The organism is Streptomyces sp. NPDC043908 (assembly GCF_056435525.1).
Window position 1 is genome coordinate 196,466 of the sequence record NZ_JBWKEI010000002.1, and the last position, 18,914, is coordinate 215,379.

The window sequence follows — 18,914 nt, forward strand, 5'->3', positions numbered from 1 at the left end:
GCCGGTCGCCGCGCGCCGGACAGGCACGGGACCACCGGCCCCAATCCTATGGGGCCGGGTCGCCACTCGACTAAACGGTTTGTCCCGGGGGGCCCTGACCGGGTGCGGGGACGGCGCGGTTCCAGTGGGGGGCCGGGGTCCGGCGGGGCGGCCGGCCCGGGGGCCGGTGCCCGGCCGGGGCGTCCGACCTGGCCCGGGGTACGGCAAGGCGGGGCGGGGAGGCGCTCCTCGCCGGGTGGCTCCCGGACAGTCCGGCCCACCGGGGCAGCCGCCCGGGGGCGGGGCAGCCGGGGGGGCGGGTCGGCCGGGGGGGCCGGGGGGGCCGGGGCTACTCGCCGGGTGGTTCCCGGACGGTCCGGCCCACCGGGACAGTCGCCCGGGGGCGGGGCGGTCGGCCGGGGGCGGGGCAGCCGCCCGGAGCCGGGACAGTCGCCCGGAGGGCGGGGCGCCCGGGGGCGGGGCGGTCGCCCGGGGCCGGGGCTCCTCGCCGGGTGGTTCCCGGACGGTCCGGCCCACCGGGGCGGGGCGGCCGGAGCCGTGGTGTCCGGTGTTACCGCCGCGGGGGCACGGCGGCGCCTGGCGTGCGGCCGGCGCCGGGGAGTGTCACTGGACCGGGGTGCCCGACGGCTCCTCGGCCGCGGCGGCGATCCTGGCGGCCGCCGCCGCTTCCAGGTCGGCGGGGCGCTGCCAGCCGTTGGAGCCCCGGGCGAGCAGCCAGGCGGTGGCCTCGGCGGGCGGCATCGCGGCGGCGACCAGCCAGCCCTGGACGGCGTCGCACCCGAGGTCGCGCAGCCGCTCCCAGGTCTCGTCGTCCTCGACGCCCTCGGCGACGACGAGCAGGCCGAGGGAGTGGGCGAGGTCGAGGGTGCAGCGGACGATCTCGGCGTCCTCGTTGTCGATCGCGAGCCGGGCCACGAAGGAACGGTCGATCTTGAGTTCGCTGACCGGCAGCCGGCGCAGGTGCACCAGCGACGAGTACCCCGTGCCGAAGTCGTCGAGCGACATCTTCACGCCGTGCCCGGTGAGCCCCGCCAGGGTGTCGGCGGCGCGCTGCGGGTCCTCCAGCAGGACGTGCTCGGTTATCTCCAGCTGGAGGGCGCCCGCGGGGACGCCGTGCCGGGCCAGCCGGGCCGCGACCGCTCCGGCGAAGCCCGGGGTGTGGACGTCGCGCGGCGACACGTTCACGGCGACCGGGACCGTGAGCCCCTGGGCCCGCCACCGGGCGACCTGGGCGAGCGCCGTCTCCAGGACGTACTCGGTGAGGTGCGGCATCAGCCCCGAGGACTCCGCGATGGCGATGAACTCGTCCGGAGGGACCCGGCCGCGCTCCGGGTGCACCCAGCGCACCAGGGCCTCCAGCCCGGCCACCTGGCCGTCGAAGCGGACCTTGGGCTGGTAGTGGAGCTCCACGTCGCCCGCGTCGAGCGCCCGCCGCAGATCGCCCAGCAGGCCGAGCCGGTCGGGGGTGTTGGAGTCCCGCTTGGACTCGTACACCTCCACGCCCGTACGGTCCCGCTTGGCCTGGTACATCGCCACGTCGGCCCGGCGCAGCAGCCCCTCGGCGTCCAGGGCGTGGTCGGGGTAGACCGCGACGCCCGCGCTGGCCTCCAGGACCAGGGTGAGCCCGTCGAGGTCGAGCGGCGAGGAGAGTTCGGCGACCAGGCCGCGGGCTATGCGCATGGTGCTGGTGGCGGAGTCGGCCACGGGCAGCAGCACGGCGAACTCGTCGCCGCCGAGCCGGGCCGCCTCGGCGCCGCGCGGCAGGGCGAGCCGCAGCCGCTCGGCTATCTGCAGGAGCAGCCGGTCGCCGGCGAGGTGCCCGAGGGTGTCGTTGACCGAGCGGAAGCGGTCCATGTCGATCAGGACGAGCGCGGCCCGGTTGCCGGGGCCCTCGGCCTCCTCCAGGGCGGCCCAGGTGCGCTCCAGGAGCCAGAGGCGGTTGGGCAGGCCGGTGAGCGGGTCGCGCAGCTGCTCCTCGGCGCGGGCGCGGGCGATCCACAGGGTGGAGTCGAGGGCGATCAGCGGCACCGCGAACAGCGGCAGCAGGATCGGCAGGGCCATCGCGACCACGCAGATCAGCGGGGCGATGCCCAGCAGGGCGACGGCGACGAGGCCCTGGCGCAGCAGGGCGGTCCGGGCGACCGTGGGCAGGCCGCCGCCGCGGGGCGCCAGCGCGTACCAGAGGAGTATCCGGGTGACCGCCAGGTATGTCGCGGCGGCCAGGGCGACCACGGGGGCCGAGGAGACCGTCCACTCGGTGGGCCACCAGGGTGAACGGACGCTGGGGTGGTGGCCGAAGAGGGCGAGCACGAGCGCCGCGGCGCCGATGCCGAGGACGTCGACCGCGCCGTGCAGCACGCCCTGGCGCCAGCGGTGCCGGCGGGCGGCGCCGACCAGCACCACGACCGCCATGGAGACGAGCCCGGCGGGCACCCAGCCGTACAGCAGCAGCACGGCCAGGGTGAGGGCGGCGCCGGAGCCGGTGCCGCCCCACCAGCGGTCGCGCCCGAGCGCGACCAGGTGGCCCACGATGATGCCGGTGAGCACGGCCAGCGCCCAGCCCCGGGTGGAGCCGGGGAACAGGGCGTCGCCCGTGTCGAGGGCCCGGTAGAACCCCAGGGCCAGGGCGAGGGCGGCGGTCCCGAGGACGCCGGCGGTCAGCCTGGAGGAGAAGCCCGCGAACCCGCGCAGCCGTACGGCCGGGGCGGCGCTCTCGGTCGGTTTCATTCCCGTCCCTCTCACAGCCGGCGGTGCCGATGCCACGCGATGGCCCCTTTGTCATGCCACCACGACCCAGAGAGCTCCCCCGAGCTCCCGTTTCAGCCGTGCACGACTGGCGCTCATCACAACAGTAGGCCGCGGAGGGCTCCCACGGGCAGCGGTCTCCATCTCTTGCCCGAATGCGAACTGACCACCAAGAGCCGTCTGCTATGAGCCGAACGGGTGATGGCGGGCCGCCCGGGAGGAGCCCTCCACTCCTGTTATTCCCCTTCCTGTGCGCTCGGCACAGCCGCTTCGCGAGCAGCCTCGGGACCCTGTTCCAGCAGCACAGCGAACCCGTCCTCGTCGAGAACCGGAACCTTCAGCTGCATCGCCTTGTCGTACTTCGAACCAGGGCTGTCGCCGACGACGACGAAGGACGTCTTCTTGGAAACGGAACCGGTGACCTTCGCTCCACGGCTCTGGAGCGCTTCTTTCGCGCCATCTCTGGTGTGGTGGGCCAGGGTTCCGGTCACGACCACCGTGAGCCCCTCCAGGGGACGCGGTCCCTCGTCCTCGCCGGAGCGCTCGTCCTCCATCCGGACGCCCGCGGCCTTCCACTTGCGCAGGATCTCGCGGTGCCAGTCCTCCTCGAACCACTGCTTGAGCGAGGCCGCGATGATCCCGCCGACGCCCTCGACCGCCGCCAGCTCCTCCTGGGTGGCCTGTTCGATGCGCTCGATGGAGCGGAACTCGCGCGCCAGCGCCTCGGCGGCGACCGGGCCGACGTGACGGATCGACAGACCGGTGAGGAACCGGGCCAGCGGGCGCTCCTTGGCGGCCGCGATGTTCTCCAGCATGGAGACCGCGTTCTTGCGCGGCTCGCCGTTCATGTTGGCGAAGACCAGGGCGGTCTTCTCCTCGCCGGTCTTGGGGTCGCGCTTGGGCAGCCCGCTGTCCTGGTCCAGGACGTACGCCCGGATGGGGAGCAGCCGCTCCATCGTCAGGTCGAAGAGGTCTCCCTCGTCGAGCAGCGGCGGCTCGGCCGGCTCCAGCGGCTTGGTGAGGGCCGTGGCGGCGACGTAGCCGAAGTTCTCGATGTCCAGGCTCTTGCGGCCCGCCAGGTAGAAGAGGCGCTCGCGCAACTGGGCGGGGCACGACCGCGCGTTGGGGCAGCGCAGATCGATGTCGCCCTCCTTCATGGGGCGCAGCGCGGTGCCGCACTCGGGGCACTCGGCGGGCATCACGAACTCCCGCTCGGTGCCGTCCCGCAGGTCCGTGACGGGGCCCAGGATCTCCGGGATGACGTCACCGGCCTTGCGCAGCACCACGGTGTCCCCGATGAGGACGCCCTTGGCCTTGACCACCTCCTGGTTGTGCAGGGTGGCGAACTCGACCTCGGAGCCCGCCACGGTCACCGGCTCCACCTGCGCGTACGGCGTGACGCGGCCGGTGCGGCCGACGCCGACGCGGATGTTGACGAGCTTGGTGTTGACCTCCTCCGGCGCGTACTTCCAGGCGATCGCCCAGCGCGGGGCGCGCGCGGTGGAGCCGAGGCGGCCCTGGAGGGGGATCTCGTCGAGCTTGACGACGACGCCGTCGATCTCGTGCTCCACCGAGTGGCGGTTCTCTCCGAAGTACGCGATGAAGTCCCGCACCTCGTCCATGGAGGCGACCACCTTGTTGTGCTGGGCGGTGGGCAGGCCCCACTCGCGCAGCAGCTCGTACGCCTGCGAGAGGCGGTCGATGGTGAAGCCCTCGCGCGCGCCGATGCCGTGCACCACCATGTGGAGCGGACGGGTGGCGGTGACCTTGGGGTCCTTCTGGCGCAGGGAACCGGCCGCCGCGTTGCGCGGGTTGGCGAACGGCTTGTCGCCCGCCTCGACCAGTCGGGCGTTCAGCCCCTCGAACGCCTCCATCGGGAAGTAGACCTCGCCCCGGATCTCCACCAGGTCGGGGACGCGGTCGCCCTTGAGGCGGTCGGGGATGTCCTCGATGGTGCGGACGTTGGGCGTGATGTCCTCGCCGGTGCGGCCGTCGCCGCGGGTGGCGGCGCGGGTCAGCCGCCCGTGCTCGTACGTCAGGTTGACCGCGAGGCCGTCGACCTTCAGCTCGCACAGGTAGTGGTAGCGGGCGGCGCCGACGTCCTTGGCGACGCGGTCCGCCCAGGCGGCCAGCTCCTCGTCGTCGAAGGCGTTGTCCAGCGACAGCATGCGCTCGCGGTGCTCCACCGCGGTGAAGTCCGTCTCGTACGCCCCCGCCACCTTCTGGGTCGGGGAGTCCGGGGTGCGCAGCTCCGGGTACTCCTCCTCCAGGGCCTCGAGACCGCGCAGCAGCTTGTCGAACTCGCCGTCGCTGATGACCGGCTGGTCCTTCACGTAGTACCGGAACCGGTGCTCCTCGACCTGCTCGGCGAGGAGCGCGTGCTTCTCCCGTGCGTCCGCGGGCACCACGTCGTTCTGTTCGCCAGCCACTGTCATGTCCTCCCGTTTCCCGTCTTCCCCGTCACTCAGGGTTGTCCGCGAGCGATCTCGCCGCCCGGACGCAGTGGGCGAGCGCGGCCCGGGCATACGCCGGCGACGCGCCCGCGAGCCCGCACGCCGGGGTGATCACGACGGACTCGGCGAGAGTCCCCGGATGCAGCCCCAACCTGCGCCACAACGTCCTGACACCCATGACGCTACCGGCAGGGTCTGACAATGGGCCGTCGGTGCCGCCGACCACTCCGGCGAAGAGCCGGGTGCCGGCCTCCACCGCCTCACCGATCACCTCGTCGTCACGCTCGGTGAGCAGGGAGAAATCGAACGAGACGGCGGCGGCGCCGGCCCGGCGCAGCAGGGCGAACGGCACGTCCGGGGCACAGGAGTGGACCGCCACGGGGCCGTCGTGCACCGCCATGACATCGCGCAGCGCCGACTCGACGACCTGGCGGTCGACGGCCCGGTGGGTGCGGTAGCCGCTGGCGGTCCTGATCTGCCCGCGCAGGACGGCGGTGAGGGAGGGTTCGTCGAGCTGGAGCAGGATGCGCGCGCCCGGCACCCGGCGGCGCACGTCCGCCAGGTGGCCGCGCAGGCCCTCGGCGAGCGAACCGGCCAGGTCGCGGCAGGCGCCGGGGTCGCCGAGCGCGGCCTCGCCGCCGCGCAGCTCCAGGGCGGCGGCGAGCGTCCACGGCCCGACCGCCTGGACCTTGAGCGGACCCTCGTACCCCTGGGTGAACTCCTCCAGGGCGTCCAGGTCCTCGCCCAGCCAGGAGTGGGCCCGGCGGGTGTCGCGGCCCGGCCGGTCGCCGAGCCGCCAGCCACTGGGTTCCACGCGCGCGTACATCTCGACGAGCAGCCCTGCGGTGCGCCCGATCATGTCGGCGCCCGGGCCGCGCGCGGGCAGTTCGGGCAGGAAGGGGAAGTCGCCGGCCGAGCCCTCGGCGCCGATGAGGGAGCCGGTGACGGTCTTGGCGGCCTCGCGCGCGTCGCCGCCGGGCAGGGAGCCGACGCCGGTGGCGGAGCCCCAGGGGAAGTCGCTGGCGGTGTCGCTCATCGGCCCGGCCGCACCGTCAGGTCGTTGACCTCGGCGTCGCGCGGCAGGTCGAGCGCCATCACGATCGTGGTCGCCACCGACTCGGGGTCGATGTACTGCGCCGGGTCGTACGCCCTGCCCTCCTGCGAGTGCACCTTGGCCTGCATGGGACTTGCGGTGCGCCCCGGGTAGACGGAGGTGACGCGGACGCCGCCCGCGTGCTCCTCCTGGCGCAGCGAGTCGGCGAGCGCCTTGAGGCCGTGCTTGGACGCGGCGTACGCGCCCCACTCGGCGTGGGCGTTGAGCCCGGCGCCGGAGTTGACGAACACGACGTGTCCGCGGGCCGCGCGCAGGTGCGGGAGGAAGAGACGGGTCAGTTCGGCGGGCGAGACCAGGTTCGCGTTGAGCTGCTGGTGCCAGGTCCTGGGGCGGAGCTCGCCGACCGGGCCGAGGTCGACGACGCCCGCGATGTGCAGGAGGGAGTCGAGGTGGTCGGGCATCGGCTGCATGCCGAGCGACTTGGAGATGCGGTCCGGGTCGGCGAGGTCGGCGACGAGCGTGCGGGCGCCGGGGAAGAGGGCCGCGAGTTCCTTGGCGCGTCCGGCGTCGCGGGCGAGCAGGACGAGCTCGTCGCCCCGTTCGTGGAGTCGGCGCGCCACCGCCGCGCCGATGCCGGAGCCCGCCCCAGTGATCAGGTGTGTAGCCATACCCGCCATGCTCGCACTACTGGACCCCTGCCGACTCCTCCAGGTAGGCGAGGGCCGCGACGCCGTCCTCCGCGAAGAAGACCAGGTCAGTGAGGGGCATCGGCAGGAAGCCCTCGTCCTCCATGCGGCGGAACTGCTCCTTGAGGCCGTCGTAGAACCCCGCGGTGTTCAGCAGCACCACCGGCTTGGTGTGCTTGCCGTGCTTCTTCAGCTCCAGGATCTCGGTGGCCTCGTCGAGGGTCCCGGTGCCACCGACCATGATCACGACGGCGTCGGCCTTCTCCAGCAGCAGCGCCTTGCGCTCGGCGAGGTCCCGGGCGAAGACCATCTCGTCGGCGTTCTCGCGGGCCGAGACGGCGAGGAAGTCGACGGAGACCCCGACGAGCCGTCCGCCCGCCTCCTGCACCCCGTCCGCGACGACCTTCATCAGCCCGCGGTCCGAGCCGCCCCACACCAGCGTGTGGCCGCCCTTGCCGAGCAGCTCGGCGAAGTCACGGGCGGGGCCGGTGTAGCGCTCGTCGAGGTCGGCGGCGGAGAGGAAGACGCAGATGTTCATGGCTCAACCGTACGCCGGGAGGCCTCGGCCACTCGAACGGGTGAACAGTGGCCCGAACGGCGAATCGGGGGAACAAGCGCCGGGCGACGGGCCGTTGAGCGGGCATGACGACGACGATGCACACGATTCTCGCCGAGCCCACCGGCGCCGCGACGCCCCCGCCGGGCCCGCCGCCGCCCTTCGACCCGGACCACCTCGTCACGGCCGAGGCCGCCGGGGAGGGCGCGCTGCGCGTCCGCGTGCTGTGGGACGGGCAGGTGCTCGCGGACAGCACCCGCCCCCTGCTGGTGCGCGAGGACGGCCTGCCCGTCCGCTACTACCTGCCGCCCGAGGACGTCCGGACGGACCTGCTGAGCCCGTCCACGACGCGAACGACCTGCCCGTACAAGGGAGTTGCCGCGTACTGGTCTCTGCCGGACGCGCCGGACATAGCCTGGGCGTACCACGAGCCGCTGGCGGCGGTGGCGCTGATCAAGGACCACCTGTGCTTCGTCGGCCCGATGACCGAGGCGGCCCAGGACGGCCCGGCCTAGCCTTGGCGCGGTAGAGGGCGCGGCCTGGACCGGGACCGGCCCAGCCCCGGCCCGTGCGGGCTCCGCTCAGGCCAGTGCCTCGGCGCGGCGCGTGGTGGTGGCGATCGTCGCCGAGCCCACCACCCGCGTGCCGTCGTACAGCACGATCGCCTGGCCGGGTGCGACGCCGCGCACCGGCTCGGCGAAGCTCACCACCAGCTCGTCGCCCACCGGCTCCGCCGTCACCGTCGTCTCGCCGCCGTGGGCGCGCAGCTGCGCGGTGTACGTGCCGGGGCCCGCCGGGGCCTGACCGCACCAGCGGGGCCTGATCGCGGTGAGGCCGGTGACGTCCAGGGCCTCGACGGGGCCGACGGTGACAGTGTTGTTCACCGGGGAGATGTCCAGGACATAGCGGGGCTTGCCGTCGGCGGCCGGGTGGCCGATGCGCAGACCCTTGCGCTGGCCGATGGTGAAGCCGTAGGCGCCCTCGTGCGAGCCGACCTTGGTGCCGGACTCGTCGACGATGTCGCCCTCGGCCTTGCCCAGCCGCTTGGCCAGGAAGCCCTGGGTGTCGCCGTCGGCGATGAAGCAGATGTCGTGGCTGTCCGGCTTCTTGGCGACGGCCAGGCCGCGGCGCTCGGCCTCGGCGCGGATCTCGTCCTTGGTGGTGAGGGTGTCACCGAGCGGGAACATCGCGTGGGCGAGCTGCTTCTCGTCCAGGACACCGAGGACGTAGGACTGGTCCTTGGCCATGTCGCTGGCGCGGTGCAGTTCGCGGCTGCCGTCCTCGTTCAGGACGACCGTGGCGTAGTGGCCGGTGCACACGGCGTCGAAGCCCAGGGCGAGGGCCTTGTCGAGCAGCGCGGCGAACTTGATCTTCTCATTGCAGCGCAGACACGGATTGGGGGTGCGACCGGCTTCGTACTCGGCGACGAAGTCCTCCACCACGTCCTCGCGGAAGCGCTCCGCGAGGTCCCAGACATAGAAGGGAATGCCGATGACATCGGCGGCACGACGGGCGTCGCGGGAGTCCTCGATGGTGCAGCAGCCCCGCGCGCCGGTCCGGAAGGACTGCGGGTTCGCGGAGAGGGCGAGGTGGACGCCGGTGACGTCGTGGCCCGCCTCGGCGGCTCGGGCGGCGGCGACGGCCGAGTCGACGCCACCGGACATGGCGGCGAGCACACGGAGGGGGCGCGGGGGTGTCTTCGTCATAGCACCCACCAGGGTACGTGGCGCGCGGGGCGGTCGGCTCGCGAGTATCCCGGCGCGGGGAAGCCGGGCGGGTCCTCGGGCCCGCCTCCCCCGCCGGGTGTCAGCTCAGCCCCGCCGTCCTCGCCCGCTCCACCGCCGGGCCGATCGCCTTCGCCACGGCCTGGACGTCGGCTTCGGTGGAGGTGTGGCCGAGGGAGAAGCGCAGGGTGCCCCTGGCCAGGTCGGGGGGTGTGCCGGTGGCGAGCAGGACATGGCTGGGCTGGGCCACGCCCGCCGTGCAGGCCGAGCCGGTGGAGCACTCGATGCCCTGGGCGTCCAGGAGCAGCAGGAGGGAGTCGCCCTCGCAGCCGGGGAAGGTGAAGTGCGCGTTCGCGGGGAGACGGCCGCCGGGGGCGGGGTCGCCGCCCAGGATGGCCTCCGGGACGGCCGTGCGGACGGCTTCGACGAGCTGGTCGCGCAGTCCGCCGACCTCGCGCGCGAAGTCGGCGCGGCGCTCGGCGGCCAGCCGGCCCGCCACGGCGAACGCGGCGATGGCGGGGACGTCCAGCGTGCCGGAGCGCACATGGCGCTCCTGGCCGCCGCCGTGCAGCACGGGGACGGGGGTGTACTCACGGCCGAGCAGCAGCGCCCCGATGCCGTACGGGCCGCCGATCTTGTGGCCGGAGACGGTCATCGCGGCGAGGCCGGAGGCGGCGAAGTCGACGTCGAGCTGGCCCACCGCCTGGACCGCGTCGGCATGCAGCGGGATGTCGAACTCGCTGGCCGCGGCGGCGAGTTCGGCCACCGGCAGGACCGTGCCGATCTCGTTGTTGGCCCACATGACGGTGGCCAGGGCCACGTCGGAGGGGTCGCGCGCGATCGCGTCGCGCAGGGAGTCGGGGTGCACCCGCCCGTAGCGGTCGACGGGGAGGTACTCGACGGTCGCGCCCTCGTGCTCGGCGAGCCAGTGGACCGCGTCGAGCACGGCGTGGTGCTCGACGGGGCTGGCCAGGACCCGGACCCTGCGCGGGTCGGCGTCGCGGCGGGCCCAGTACAGGCCCTTGACGGCGAGGTTGTCGGCCTCGGTGCCGCCGGCCGTGAAGACGACTTCGCTGGGCCGGGCGCCGAGTGCCTCGGCGAGCTCCTCGCGGGCCTCCTCGGCGGTGCGGCGGGCCCGGCGCCCGGCGGCGTGCAGCGAGGACGCGTTGCCGGTGGCGGTGAGCTGGGCGGTCATCGCCTGGACCGCCTCCGGGAGCATCGGAGTGGTGGCGGCGTGGTCGAGGTAAGCCATGGTGGGCCCGATTCTACGAGCCACCGGGACCGGCCTCAGGCGCCGAGCCCCCAGGAGACGGTTCCGTCGGCCATGACCAGGGCCGCGAGCACCGCGAGGTCGGCGAGGCCGAGGGCGAGTCCCAGCCAGGCGCGGCCGCGGCGGACGGTGCCGTACCGCAGGGCGAGGCCGGCCAGCACGATGGCCATCGGGCCGAGTACGACGTTCATGACCAGCAGGCCGAGCAGTCCGAGGACGAAGGAGGCGACGGCCATGCCGTCGGCGTCCTTGTCACGGGCACGGCGGCGGTTCAGGACGAGATCCATGGTCAGGCCCTTCGGTGCGACGAGATGCGTTCACGTACGGCGAAGACGATCAGCCAGAGCCCGATGGCGCCGGCGACGGCGAGGGTGACCGGGAGCGGAAGGTGCGCCGCTGAGCCCAGCACGACCCCCAGCAGGAGGAGGGCTGCGACGAGGAAAAGCATGAGTGCCTCTCAAGTCGATTTCGGAGTACGACTGTTCACTGACTACCCAGTCTAGCCTTTTCAAAATCAGCGAACGGTTGTTTACTGAGTGGTATGAGCCACACTCTCGGGATCCGGCAGGCACAGAAGCAGAAGACGCGTCAGGCGCTCCTGGACGCGGCCCTCGCCCTGCTGGAGCACCAGAGCCTCAGCAGCCTGGGACTGCGCGAGGTCACCCGGGCCGTGGGGGTCTCCCCCGCCGCGTTCTACCGGCACTTCAGGGACACGGCCGACCTCGGGGTGGCGCTGGTGGAGGGGGCGCTCGGGAGTCTGCACGCGACGATCCGGGCGGTGATGGTGACCACCGGGGAGAGCGAGGAGCGCATCGACCGGGCGGTGTCGCTGATCGCCGCGCATGTGCGGGCGCATCCGGCGCATGTCCGCTTCATCGCGCGCGAGCGGCACGGCGGGGTGGCGTCGGTGCGGGAGGCCATCAAGGTGCAGCTGCGCCGGTTCGCGGAGGAGGTGGCGGCGGCGCTGGGGGCGGATCCGGAGTCGCGGGGCTGGAGCGCGGAGGATCTGCTGATGCTGGCGGGGGTGTACGTGGATCACATGGTGATGACGGCCTCCGCGATCCTGGAGGCGGGGGCGGGGGCCGCGCACGACGGGGAGGAGGCGGCCACGCTCGCCGAGGAGGCGGTCATCGCCACCGCGCGGCGCCAGTTGCGCCTGGTGACGCTGGGGCGTCGGCACTGGTTGGACTGATCGGGGCCGGGCGTTCGTCTGCGGGTGAGTGGGGGCTGGTCGCGCAGTTCCCCGCGCCCCTGAAAGTGCCCCGGCACCGCGAGCACACCGGCAAGCTCCCGCGGCCCTGACCACCAAGCGGCCCAAGAAACCGCGCGACCGAACCAGGACAGCTCACAGGCGAAACCCTCACCCAAGATGGGCCCGCCAGGGCCCACGAAGGGGCGCGGGGAACTGCGCGACCAGCCCAGGACAACCCGCAGACGAAAGCCCCACCCGAGAAGGGCCCGCCAGGGCCCACGAAGCGGCGCGGGGAACTGCGCGACCAGCCCAGGACAACCCGCAGACGAAAGCCCCACCCAAGAAGGGCCCGCCAGGGCCCACGAAGGGGCGCGGGGAACTGCGCGGGCAACCCCCACGGCCCGCAGACAAAGGCCGGGCGTCAGGACTACCGCTGCGCCCGGGCCAGTTGGCGGGACTGGGCCACCAGGCGGTCCGCGCTGTCCCAGACCTCCGCGTCCTCCTCCAGGAAGCCCCCCGCCAGGTTGCGCGTGGTGATGGAGACGCGCAGGGGGCCCGGGGCCGGGCGGCAGCGGATGTGGACGGTGAGTTCGACCGTGGGCGTCCAGCCCGTCAGGCCCATCTCGAACGCCGTGGGCGGCAGCGCGTCGACCGCGAGCAGCAGCGAGTACGGGTCGGCGTCGCGGCCGTCGGCCAGACCGAACCAGCCGCGCATCTCGCCCTTACCGGAGGGCGCGCCGACCGCCCAGCCGAGCGTGGTGGGGTCCAGCTTCAGCATCAGCCGGTCGGTGATGGCCGAGCTGCCCGGGATCGGGGCGGGGCCGTCGTCCGGGCCGAGGCAGTGCTCGATCGGCGGGATCACGGGCGGCTTGGCGGTGGTGCGCACGTCGTCCGGGAGCGCGTCCAGGTCGCCGTAGGAGGCGAGGACGCGGATGCGCTCGACCTCGGCGCCGTTCTCGTCGTATTGGAAGAGCGACGCCTGGCCGGTGGAGAGCGTACGGCCGGTGCGCACGCGCTGGGTGCGGACCACGGCCGGGCCCGGGGACGAGGGCGTGAGGTAGTGGGCCGTCACGCTGAACGGGTCCGCGTGCGGGAGCGCCTGACCGAGTGTGCGGCCGAGGAGGGCGAGGAGGTAGCCGCCGTTCACGGCGTGGATGATCGTCCATCCGGCCGAGAGGTGGGCGTCGTAGACGCCGTCTTCGTCTGCGCGCGGGGTGACGGCGGTGTCGCGGTCGAACTCGCTGTCCCCGATCGTTGCCTGTGCCATGCGGACACCGTACACGGGGACGTTACTGAGCGGTAGCTTTTTTTCTTATCCGAGCCGAGCCGACCGGGGCAGCCGAGCCGCGCCGAGTCGGCCGGGGCACCCCGAGCGGCCGGGCCCCCGCTCCTCCCTACTCCTCCGCCGCCGCGCTCCGCCTGTTCCACGCCCTCGGCGCCCGCCAGTGGTAGTGCATCGCCGCCAGGCGCAGCAGGAACGCGGCGACCACGGCGAATCCGCTGGTCAGCGCGTTGAGGGTGTCGAAGCGGATGCACAGCGCCACGATCGTGGCGCCCACGATCGCCGGCACCGCGTAGAGGTCGCGGTCCCAGCGGAGCAGGGACGGGACCTCGTTGGCCAGGACATCGCGCAGCACACCGCCGCCGACCGCCGTGGCCAGGCCCAGGGTGGCGGAGGAGGTGAGGCCGAGCCCGTAGTCGTACGCCTTCGTCGTGCCCGTGACGCAGAACAGGCCGAGGCCCGCCGCGTCGAAGACGTTCACCGCGCGCTGGGTGCGCTCGACCTGGGGGTGGAGGAAGAAGACCAGGACGGCGGCGAGCAGCGGGGTGAGGAAGTAGCCGAGATCGCTGAACGCGGCGGGCGGCACCGCGCCGATGATCAGATCCCGGAACAGCCCTCCGCCCAGCGCGGTGACCTCGGCCAGGACCGCGATGCCGAACACGTCGAAGTTCTTGCGTACGGCGAGCAGCGCGCCGGAGATCGCGAAGACGAAGATCCCGGCGAGGTCCAGCGAATGCTGGACGGAAGGGGTGAACAGTTCGTGGAGCACCCGACATTTTTACCCCGCGCCTGTTCGGCGCTCGAACACGCCGGGTGCTCCCGCCCGGCTACCGGACCCGCTCTCCTACCAGGCCGGCTTGCCGGTCGTGTGGATCCAGGTCTGGAAGAGGTCGTCCAGTTGCTGTCCCGAGATCTTCTCGGCCAGCGCGATGAACTGGGCCGTGTCGGCGTTGCCGTACCGGTGCAGCCTGGTCCACGCCGGCAGCAGTCTGAAGAACGCCTGGTCCCCGATGCGCTCGCGCAGCACCTGGAGCGTCAGCGCGCCGCGCCGGTAGACGGCCCCGGCGAACATCGTGTCGCGCTGCGGGTCCGCGACCTCCCGCTGCCAGAACGGGTCGGTGGCGGGCACCCGGTTGTAGTAGGCGCGGGCCAGGTCGTGCGCGGTGCCACGGCCCTTGTGCTCCTCCCACAGCCACTGCGCGTAGCTCGCGAAGCCCTCGTTGAGCCAGATGTCCTTCCATTGCGCCACCGAGACCGAGTCCCCGAACCACTGGTGGGCGAGCTCGTGGACGATCGTGGTCTCGTTGCGCACCGCCGAGTACGCGGGCTTGGACTGCACTTCGAGCGAGAAGCCCGCCTGCGGCATGTCGTCGACGATCGCACCCGTCTCCTCGAACGGGTACGGGCCGAAGACCTGGGACCAGTAGTCGGTGGCCTCGGCGGTGACCGCGTACACGTCGACCTGGTTCTGGTTCTTCAGGACGGGGTCGATGGCCACGTAGATCGGCGTCCCGGCCGGGGTCTTCCCCCGCTTCACGTCGAAGGTGCCGATGGTCGCGGTGGCCAGGTAGGTCGCCATCGGCCGGTTCTCGCGCCAGTGGAAGTAGGAGCGGCCGCCCCGGTCGTACGAGGAGAGCAGACGGCCGTTGGAGACGCCGGTCAGGCCCTTGGGCGCGTCGATGCGGATGTCGTAGGTGGCCTTGTCGGCGGGGTGGTCGCTGGAGGGGAACCAGGTGGAGGCGGCGTTCGGCTCGCAGGCCACGAAGACGCCGTCCTTGGTCTTCATCCAGCCGTAGTCGGAGCCGAAGACGATGGGCCCGTTCAGGGCGACGGGGACTCCGCCGTAGACGACGGTCACCTCGAACTCGCTGCCCTTGCGCAGCTTGTGACGCGGTGTCACCACGATCTCGTCGCCGTCGCGGGTGAAGCCGGCCGGTCTGCCGTTCACCCGTATCGCGTCGACGGAGAGCTTCTGGAGGTCGAGGTCGAAGCGGGTGAGGGTCTGGGTGGCGCGGGCGGTGAGGGTGGTACGCCCGTCGAGCCGGCCGGAGTCCGGGTGGTAGCTGACGCCGAGGTCGTAGTGGAGGGCGTCGAAGCCGCCGTTGCCGAGGCCGGGGAAGTAGGGGTCGCCGATCCCGGCGGCGCCGGGCGAGCCGCCGCCGGGTGCGGCGGCGATGGTGAAGGCCGAGGCCGCCGCGGTGGCGAGGGCGAGCAGCCGTGAGGTGCGACGTGCCGAACGGGAGAGTGCCATGGGTCTGCCCTTCGAACGCGTTTCCGTGCGTACGGACAGGCAGACTCTGCACTCTCCCGTTTCGGCGTGAACATGACTTTGCCGAACCGTCATGCGTTACTTGTCGGTTGACTCCTGAGCGGGAGCGTCCGGTCCGTCCGCGTCCCGTCCGTCCGCGTCCGGCGTCCCGGCGGGCTCCACGGGCGCGGCCCCGGCGGTCGCTGCGGTCGCGGAGGCCTGGCCTGCCGCCGTGTCCCCGGGGGCCGCCGTCGCCTCGGCACTCGCTGCCGCCTCGGCGGTCGCCACGGCCTCGGCCGCGACCTCCGCCCGCGCCGTCGCCTCGGCCGCTGCCTCCGCTCCGGTCTCCGGCTCCGCCGGTCCGGTCTCCGCCGTCCCGCCCTTGGGCGCCGACAGCTCGACCGCCTCCCGCGCCTGCGGCAGCACCGCCTCGCCCGGGACCTGGTCCGGGGCGTTCTCCGGGTGGTGGCAGGCCACCTGGTGGCCGGTCTTCAGGGCGATCAGCGGCGGCTCCTGCGTCTTGCAGACCTCCGTCGCCTTCCAGCAGCGGGTGTGGAAGCGGCAGCCGCTCGGCGGCGAGATGGGCGAGGGAACGTCGCCCTTGAGCAGGATGCGCTCGCTCTTGACGCCCTTGCGCTTGGGGTCCGGCACCGGCACCGCCGAGAGCAGCGCCTTGGTGTACGGGTGCATGGGGGCGGCGTACAGCGACTTGCGGTCGGCGATCTCCACGATCTTGCCGAGGTACATCACCGCGATCCGGTCCGAGACGTGCCGGATGACCGACAGGTCGTGGGCGATGATCACGTACGTGAGGCCCAGCTCGGTCTGGAGGTCGTCCAGGAGGTTGACCACCTGCGCCTGGATCGACACGTCGAGCGCCGAGACCGGCTCGTCCGCCACGACCAGCTTCGGGTTGAGCGCGAGCGCGCGGGCGATGCCGATGCGCTGGCGCTGGCCGCCGGAGAACTCGTGCGGATAGCGGTTGTAGTGCTCGGGGTTGAGGCCCACCAGCGCCATCAGCCGCTGGACCTCCTTCTTCACCCCGCCCTCGGGCGTGACGCCCTGGAGCCGGAACGGGGTGGAGACGATCCCGCCGATGGTGTGGCGCGGGTTCAGCGAGCCGTACGGGTCCTGGAAGATCATCTGCATGTCGCGCCGGAGCGGACGCATCTTCCCGGCCGACATGTGCGTGATGTCGTGGCCCTCGAACTCGACCTTGCCGCCGGTCGGTTCGAGCAGCCGGGTCACCAGCCGGCCCATCGTCGACTTGCCGCAGCCCGACTCGCCCACCACGCCGAGGGTCTCACCCGCCATGACGTCGAAGGAGACGCCGTCGACCGCCTTGACCGCGCCGGTCTGCCGCCCGAGCAGCCCCTTCTTGATGGGGAAGTGCTTGGTGAGCCCCTCCACCCGCAGAAGCGGCTCGGGCGAGGCGGCCGACTGCTCCGGGATCGCCTTCTCGGTGCCCTCGGTGCCCGGGGCGGGCTTCTTCTCGCTCTCGCTCACAGCTTCGGCGCAATCTCTTCGGTCCAGATACGGGTCCGCTCCTCCTGCGACATGTGGCAGGCCGAGAAGTGCCCTTCGGCGTCGTCCCACTGCTTGAGCTCGGGACGCACGGTGCGCGTGACGTTGTCCTTGGGGAGGTCCGCGTACGGGCAGCGCGGGTTGAAGGCGCAACCGGACGGCACGTTGATCAGCGACGGCGGCGAGCCCTTGACGGGGATCAGCCGGTCGGTCTCCTCGCGGTCGATGCGCGGCATCGATCCCAGCAGGCCCCAGGTGTAGGGGTGCTGGGGCTCGTAGAAGACCTTCTCGGCGGGTCCGCGCTCGATGCACCGGCCGCCGTACATCACCAGGAGGTCGTCCGCCATCTCGGCGACCACGCCGAGGTCGTGCGTGATCATGATGACCGCGGAGCCGAACTCCTTCTGCAGGTCGCGGATCAGGTCCAGGATCTGCGCCTGGACGGTGACGTCCAGGGCGGTGGTCGGCTCGTCCGCGATCAGCAGCTCCGGGTTGTTGACCAGCGCCATCGCGATCATCGCGCGCTGGCGCATACCGCCGGAGAACTCGTGCGGGTAGGAATCCACGCGCTTGCGCGGCTCGGGGATGCCGACCCGGTCGAGCATCTCGATGGCGCGGGTCCTGGCGACCTTCTTGGAGACCTGGTTGTGGACCCGGTAGGCCTCCACGATCTGGGCGCCGACCGTGTAGTACGGGTGCATCGCCGAGAGCGGGTCCTGGAAGATCATCGCCATCTTCCGGCCGCGCAGCCGCCGCACGTGGTCGGGGTCGGCGCCGATCAGCTCCTCGCCGTCCAGCCACACCTCGCCGGAGATCTGCGCGTTGACGCTGCGGTGCAGCCCCATCACGCCGAGCGAGGTCACCGACTTGCCGGAGCCGGACTCGCCCACGATGCCGAGGGTCTTGCCGGGCTTGATGTCGAAGCTGACCCCGTCGACGGACTTCACCAGGCCGTCGTCGGTGTTGAAGTGGATGCGCAGGTCCCGTACGGAGAGGAAGGCCTCCCCCGCGTCGGCGGGGCGCTCGGCCACCGGCTCGCCGACGGCCGCGCCGGTCTTGTTCAGGTCGCTCACGAGAGCCTCACCCTGGGGTCGATCGCGGCGTACACCAGGTCCACCAGCAGATTGCAGAGAACGATGAAGAAGGCGGCGACCAGGGTCACGCCCATGACGATCGGGAGATCGTTGTTCTGGACGCCCTTGACCGCGTAGAAGCCGAGGCCCTGGAAGGAGAAGACCTGTTCGGTGATGACCGCGCCACCGACGAGAAGACCGAAGTCCATGCCGAAGATGGTGACGATCGGGGTGAGCGCGGCGCGCAGGCCGTGCTTGCCGACGACGGTCCGCTCCCGCAGGCCCTTGGCGCGGGCGGTGCGGATGTAGTCCTCGCCCATGGTCTCCAGCATTCCGGCCCGGGTGAGCCGGGCGTAGAGCGCGGAGTAGAGGAAGGCGAGGCTGCACCAGGGGATCAGCAGGTTCCAGGCCCAGTCGGCCGGGTTCTCCGTGAACGGTACGTAGTTCACACCGTCCCAGATGGGCCATTGGACGGTGAACAGCCCCAGGAACAGCATTCCGGTGAAGAAGATCGGGAGGGAGACGCCGGCGAGGGCGACGCCCATGAAGAAGCGGTCCAGGAAGGAGCCCCGCTTGAGAGCGGAGACGACACCGACTGCCACACCGGAGATCAGCCAGATCACGGCCGCGCCGATGGCCAGCGAGAAGGTGATCGGGATGCGCTTGGTCAGCTCTGGCCAGACCTCGACGTGGTTCCTGAACGAGTAGCCGAAGCAGGGAGCGTGGCAGACCGACGCGTCGGGACCGAACTGGTAGGTCGCGCCGACGAAGATCTGCTTGATGAAGTGCCAGTACTGCTCGTAGAGCGGTTGATCGAACCCGAGGTTCTTCTTCACCGCGGCGATCGCACCGGCATTGGCGTCCTTGCCCACGTACTGGGCGGCCAGCTGGTCCATCGTCTGGCCGGCGAGCCGGGGCACCAGGAAGTAAATCGCGAAGGTGACCGCGCTGACGATCAGCAGCAGGACCACCGCGCCGAAAACGCGTCGGATGATGTACGCAGCCACAGCTGTCCGGCAGTCGGTGCCCGCCAGGCCGGGGGTCTCCCGACCCGGCGGGCACCGGTGCCTTCACCTGCCTTTCAAAGAAACTCGGGGGTTCGACCGC

17 protein-coding genes are annotated in these 18,914 nt (G+C 72.2%); 2 read left to right on the plus strand and 15 right to left on the minus strand.

Features of this window, described 5'->3' with window-relative positions; translation table 11 throughout:
- Positions 1–603: 603 nt before the first annotated feature.
- From AC069K_RS05215 to AC069K_RS05235, 5 genes are all read right to left on the minus strand, one after another.
- Complete coding sequence (locus AC069K_RS05215; RefSeq protein WP_365100731.1) at positions 604–2,727, minus strand: putative bifunctional diguanylate cyclase/phosphodiesterase; 2,124 nt, start codon at positions 2,725–2,727, stop codon at positions 604–606.
- A 254-nt stretch (positions 2,728–2,981) separates the two neighbouring features.
- A complete protein-coding gene (ligA, locus tag AC069K_RS05220) occupies positions 2,982–5,174 on the minus strand; it encodes an NAD-dependent DNA ligase LigA (RefSeq protein ID WP_365100729.1) in 2,193 nt (730 codons plus the stop codon).
- Positions 5,175–5,205: 31 nt separating this feature from the next.
- The gene (locus tag AC069K_RS05225; RefSeq protein ID WP_365100727.1) at positions 5,206–6,234 is read right to left on the minus strand and encodes a methionine synthase; all 1,029 of its coding nucleotides are present in this window, start codon (positions 6,232–6,234) and stop codon (positions 5,206–5,208) included.
- Positions 6,231–6,920: an SDR family oxidoreductase gene (locus tag AC069K_RS05230; RefSeq protein ID WP_365100726.1), complete on the minus strand. Its 690-nt coding sequence runs from the start codon at positions 6,918–6,920 to the stop codon at positions 6,231–6,233. Before AC069K_RS05230 ends, AC069K_RS05225 begins: the two co-directional genes overlap by 4 nt.
- A gap of 16 nt (positions 6,921–6,936) precedes the next feature.
- A complete protein-coding gene (locus AC069K_RS05235; RefSeq protein WP_358833223.1) occupies positions 6,937–7,476 on the minus strand; it encodes an LOG family protein in 540 nt (179 codons plus the stop codon).
- Positions 7,477–7,580: 104 nt separating this feature from the next.
- Between AC069K_RS05235 and AC069K_RS05240 the strand changes: the two genes are divergently transcribed.
- A complete protein-coding gene (locus tag AC069K_RS05240) occupies positions 7,581–8,009 on the plus strand; it encodes a DUF427 domain-containing protein (protein ID WP_365100722.1) in 429 nt (142 codons plus the stop codon).
- Positions 8,010–8,075: 66 nt separating this feature from the next.
- On the opposite strand, the gene mnmA is transcribed toward AC069K_RS05240, so the two are convergent.
- The 4 genes from mnmA to AC069K_RS05260 all read right to left on the minus strand — a co-directional run bounded on the left by mnmA (position 8,076) and on the right by AC069K_RS05260 (position 10,936).
- The gene (gene mnmA / locus AC069K_RS05245; protein ID WP_358833225.1) at positions 8,076–9,200 is read right to left on the minus strand and encodes a tRNA 2-thiouridine(34) synthase MnmA; all 1,125 of its coding nucleotides are present in this window, start codon (positions 9,198–9,200) and stop codon (positions 8,076–8,078) included.
- 100 nt (positions 9,201–9,300) lie between these two features.
- Complete coding sequence (locus AC069K_RS05250; protein WP_478612229.1) at positions 9,301–10,470, minus strand: cysteine desulfurase family protein; 1,170 nt, start codon at positions 10,468–10,470, stop codon at positions 9,301–9,303.
- A 35-nt stretch (positions 10,471–10,505) separates the two neighbouring features.
- The gene (locus AC069K_RS05255) at positions 10,506–10,775 is read right to left on the minus strand and encodes a DUF4190 domain-containing protein (protein WP_365100718.1); all 270 of its coding nucleotides are present in this window, start codon (positions 10,773–10,775) and stop codon (positions 10,506–10,508) included.
- A gap of 2 nt (positions 10,776–10,777) precedes the next feature.
- Positions 10,778–10,936, minus strand: coding sequence for a hypothetical protein (locus AC069K_RS05260; protein ID WP_329401865.1), 159 nt, complete (start codon positions 10,934–10,936; stop codon positions 10,778–10,780).
- Positions 10,937–11,029: 93 nt separating this feature from the next.
- On the opposite strand from AC069K_RS05260, the gene AC069K_RS05265 reads away from it, so the two are divergent.
- Complete coding sequence (locus tag AC069K_RS05265; protein WP_365100717.1) at positions 11,030–11,680, plus strand: TetR family transcriptional regulator; 651 nt, start codon at positions 11,030–11,032, stop codon at positions 11,678–11,680.
- A 427-nt stretch (positions 11,681–12,107) separates the two neighbouring features.
- Here the strand turns inward: AC069K_RS05265 and AC069K_RS05270 are convergent, their stop codons facing one another.
- From AC069K_RS05270 to AC069K_RS05295, 6 genes are all read right to left on the minus strand, one after another.
- Positions 12,108–12,947, minus strand: coding sequence for a thioesterase family protein (locus AC069K_RS05270; RefSeq protein WP_478612232.1), 840 nt, complete (start codon positions 12,945–12,947; stop codon positions 12,108–12,110).
- A gap of 127 nt (positions 12,948–13,074) precedes the next feature.
- Entirely contained in the window at positions 13,075–13,731 is a 657-nt protein-coding gene (locus tag AC069K_RS05275; protein ID WP_358833231.1) for a trimeric intracellular cation channel family protein, read from the minus strand.
- Positions 13,732–13,806: 75 nt separating this feature from the next.
- Positions 13,807–15,213 (minus strand): M1 family metallopeptidase, encoded by a 1,407-nt coding sequence (locus tag AC069K_RS05280; RefSeq protein WP_478612235.1) that lies wholly within the window; start codon positions 15,211–15,213, stop codon positions 13,807–13,809.
- 96 nt (positions 15,214–15,309) lie between these two features.
- Entirely contained in the window at positions 15,310–16,662 is a 1,353-nt protein-coding gene (locus AC069K_RS05285) for an ABC transporter ATP-binding protein (RefSeq protein WP_478613286.1), read from the minus strand.
- Positions 16,663–16,712: 50 nt separating this feature from the next.
- Positions 16,713–17,807 (minus strand): ABC transporter ATP-binding protein, encoded by a 1,095-nt coding sequence (locus AC069K_RS05290; RefSeq protein WP_478612237.1) that lies wholly within the window; start codon positions 17,805–17,807, stop codon positions 16,713–16,715.
- The gene (locus AC069K_RS05295) at positions 17,804–18,814 is read right to left on the minus strand and encodes an ABC transporter permease (protein WP_358833234.1); all 1,011 of its coding nucleotides are present in this window, start codon (positions 18,812–18,814) and stop codon (positions 17,804–17,806) included. The genes AC069K_RS05290 and AC069K_RS05295 overlap by 4 nt, the downstream gene beginning before the upstream one ends.
- Between the last annotated feature and the right edge of the window lie 100 nt (positions 18,815–18,914).

Coding starts and splice junctions, on each gene's coding strand:
- mnmA (WP_358833225.1), bottom strand. CDS start 9,200: ATGACGAAGACACCCCCGCGCCCCCTCCGTGTGCTCGCCGCCATGTCC.
- AC069K_RS05250 (WP_478612229.1), bottom strand. CDS start 10,470: ATGGCTTACCTCGACCACGCCGCCACCACTCCGATGCTCCCGGAGGCG.
- AC069K_RS05225 (WP_365100727.1), bottom strand. CDS start 6,234: ATGAGCGACACCGCCAGCGACTTCCCCTGGGGCTCCGCCACCGGCGTC.
- AC069K_RS05280 (WP_478612235.1), bottom strand. CDS start 15,213: ATGGCACTCTCCCGTTCGGCACGTCGCACCTCACGGCTGCTCGCCCTC.
- AC069K_RS05230 (WP_365100726.1), bottom strand. CDS start 6,920: ATGGCTACACACCTGATCACTGGGGCGGGCTCCGGCATCGGCGCGGCG.
- AC069K_RS05235 (WP_358833223.1), bottom strand. CDS start 7,476: ATGAACATCTGCGTCTTCCTCTCCGCCGCCGACCTCGACGAGCGCTAC.
- AC069K_RS05255 (WP_365100718.1), bottom strand. CDS start 10,775: ATGGATCTCGTCCTGAACCGCCGCCGTGCCCGTGACAAGGACGCCGAC.
- AC069K_RS05240 (WP_365100722.1), top strand. CDS start 7,581: ATGACGACGACGATGCACACGATTCTCGCCGAGCCCACCGGCGCCGCG.
- AC069K_RS05270 (WP_478612232.1), bottom strand. CDS start 12,947: ATGGCACAGGCAACGATCGGGGACAGCGAGTTCGACCGCGACACCGCC.
- AC069K_RS05260 (WP_329401865.1), bottom strand. CDS start 10,936: ATGCTTTTCCTCGTCGCAGCCCTCCTCCTGCTGGGGGTCGTGCTGGGC.
- AC069K_RS05215 (WP_365100731.1), bottom strand. CDS start 2,727: ATGAAACCGACCGAGAGCGCCGCCCCGGCCGTACGGCTGCGCGGGTTC.
- AC069K_RS05265 (WP_365100717.1), top strand. CDS start 11,030: ATGAGCCACACTCTCGGGATCCGGCAGGCACAGAAGCAGAAGACGCGT.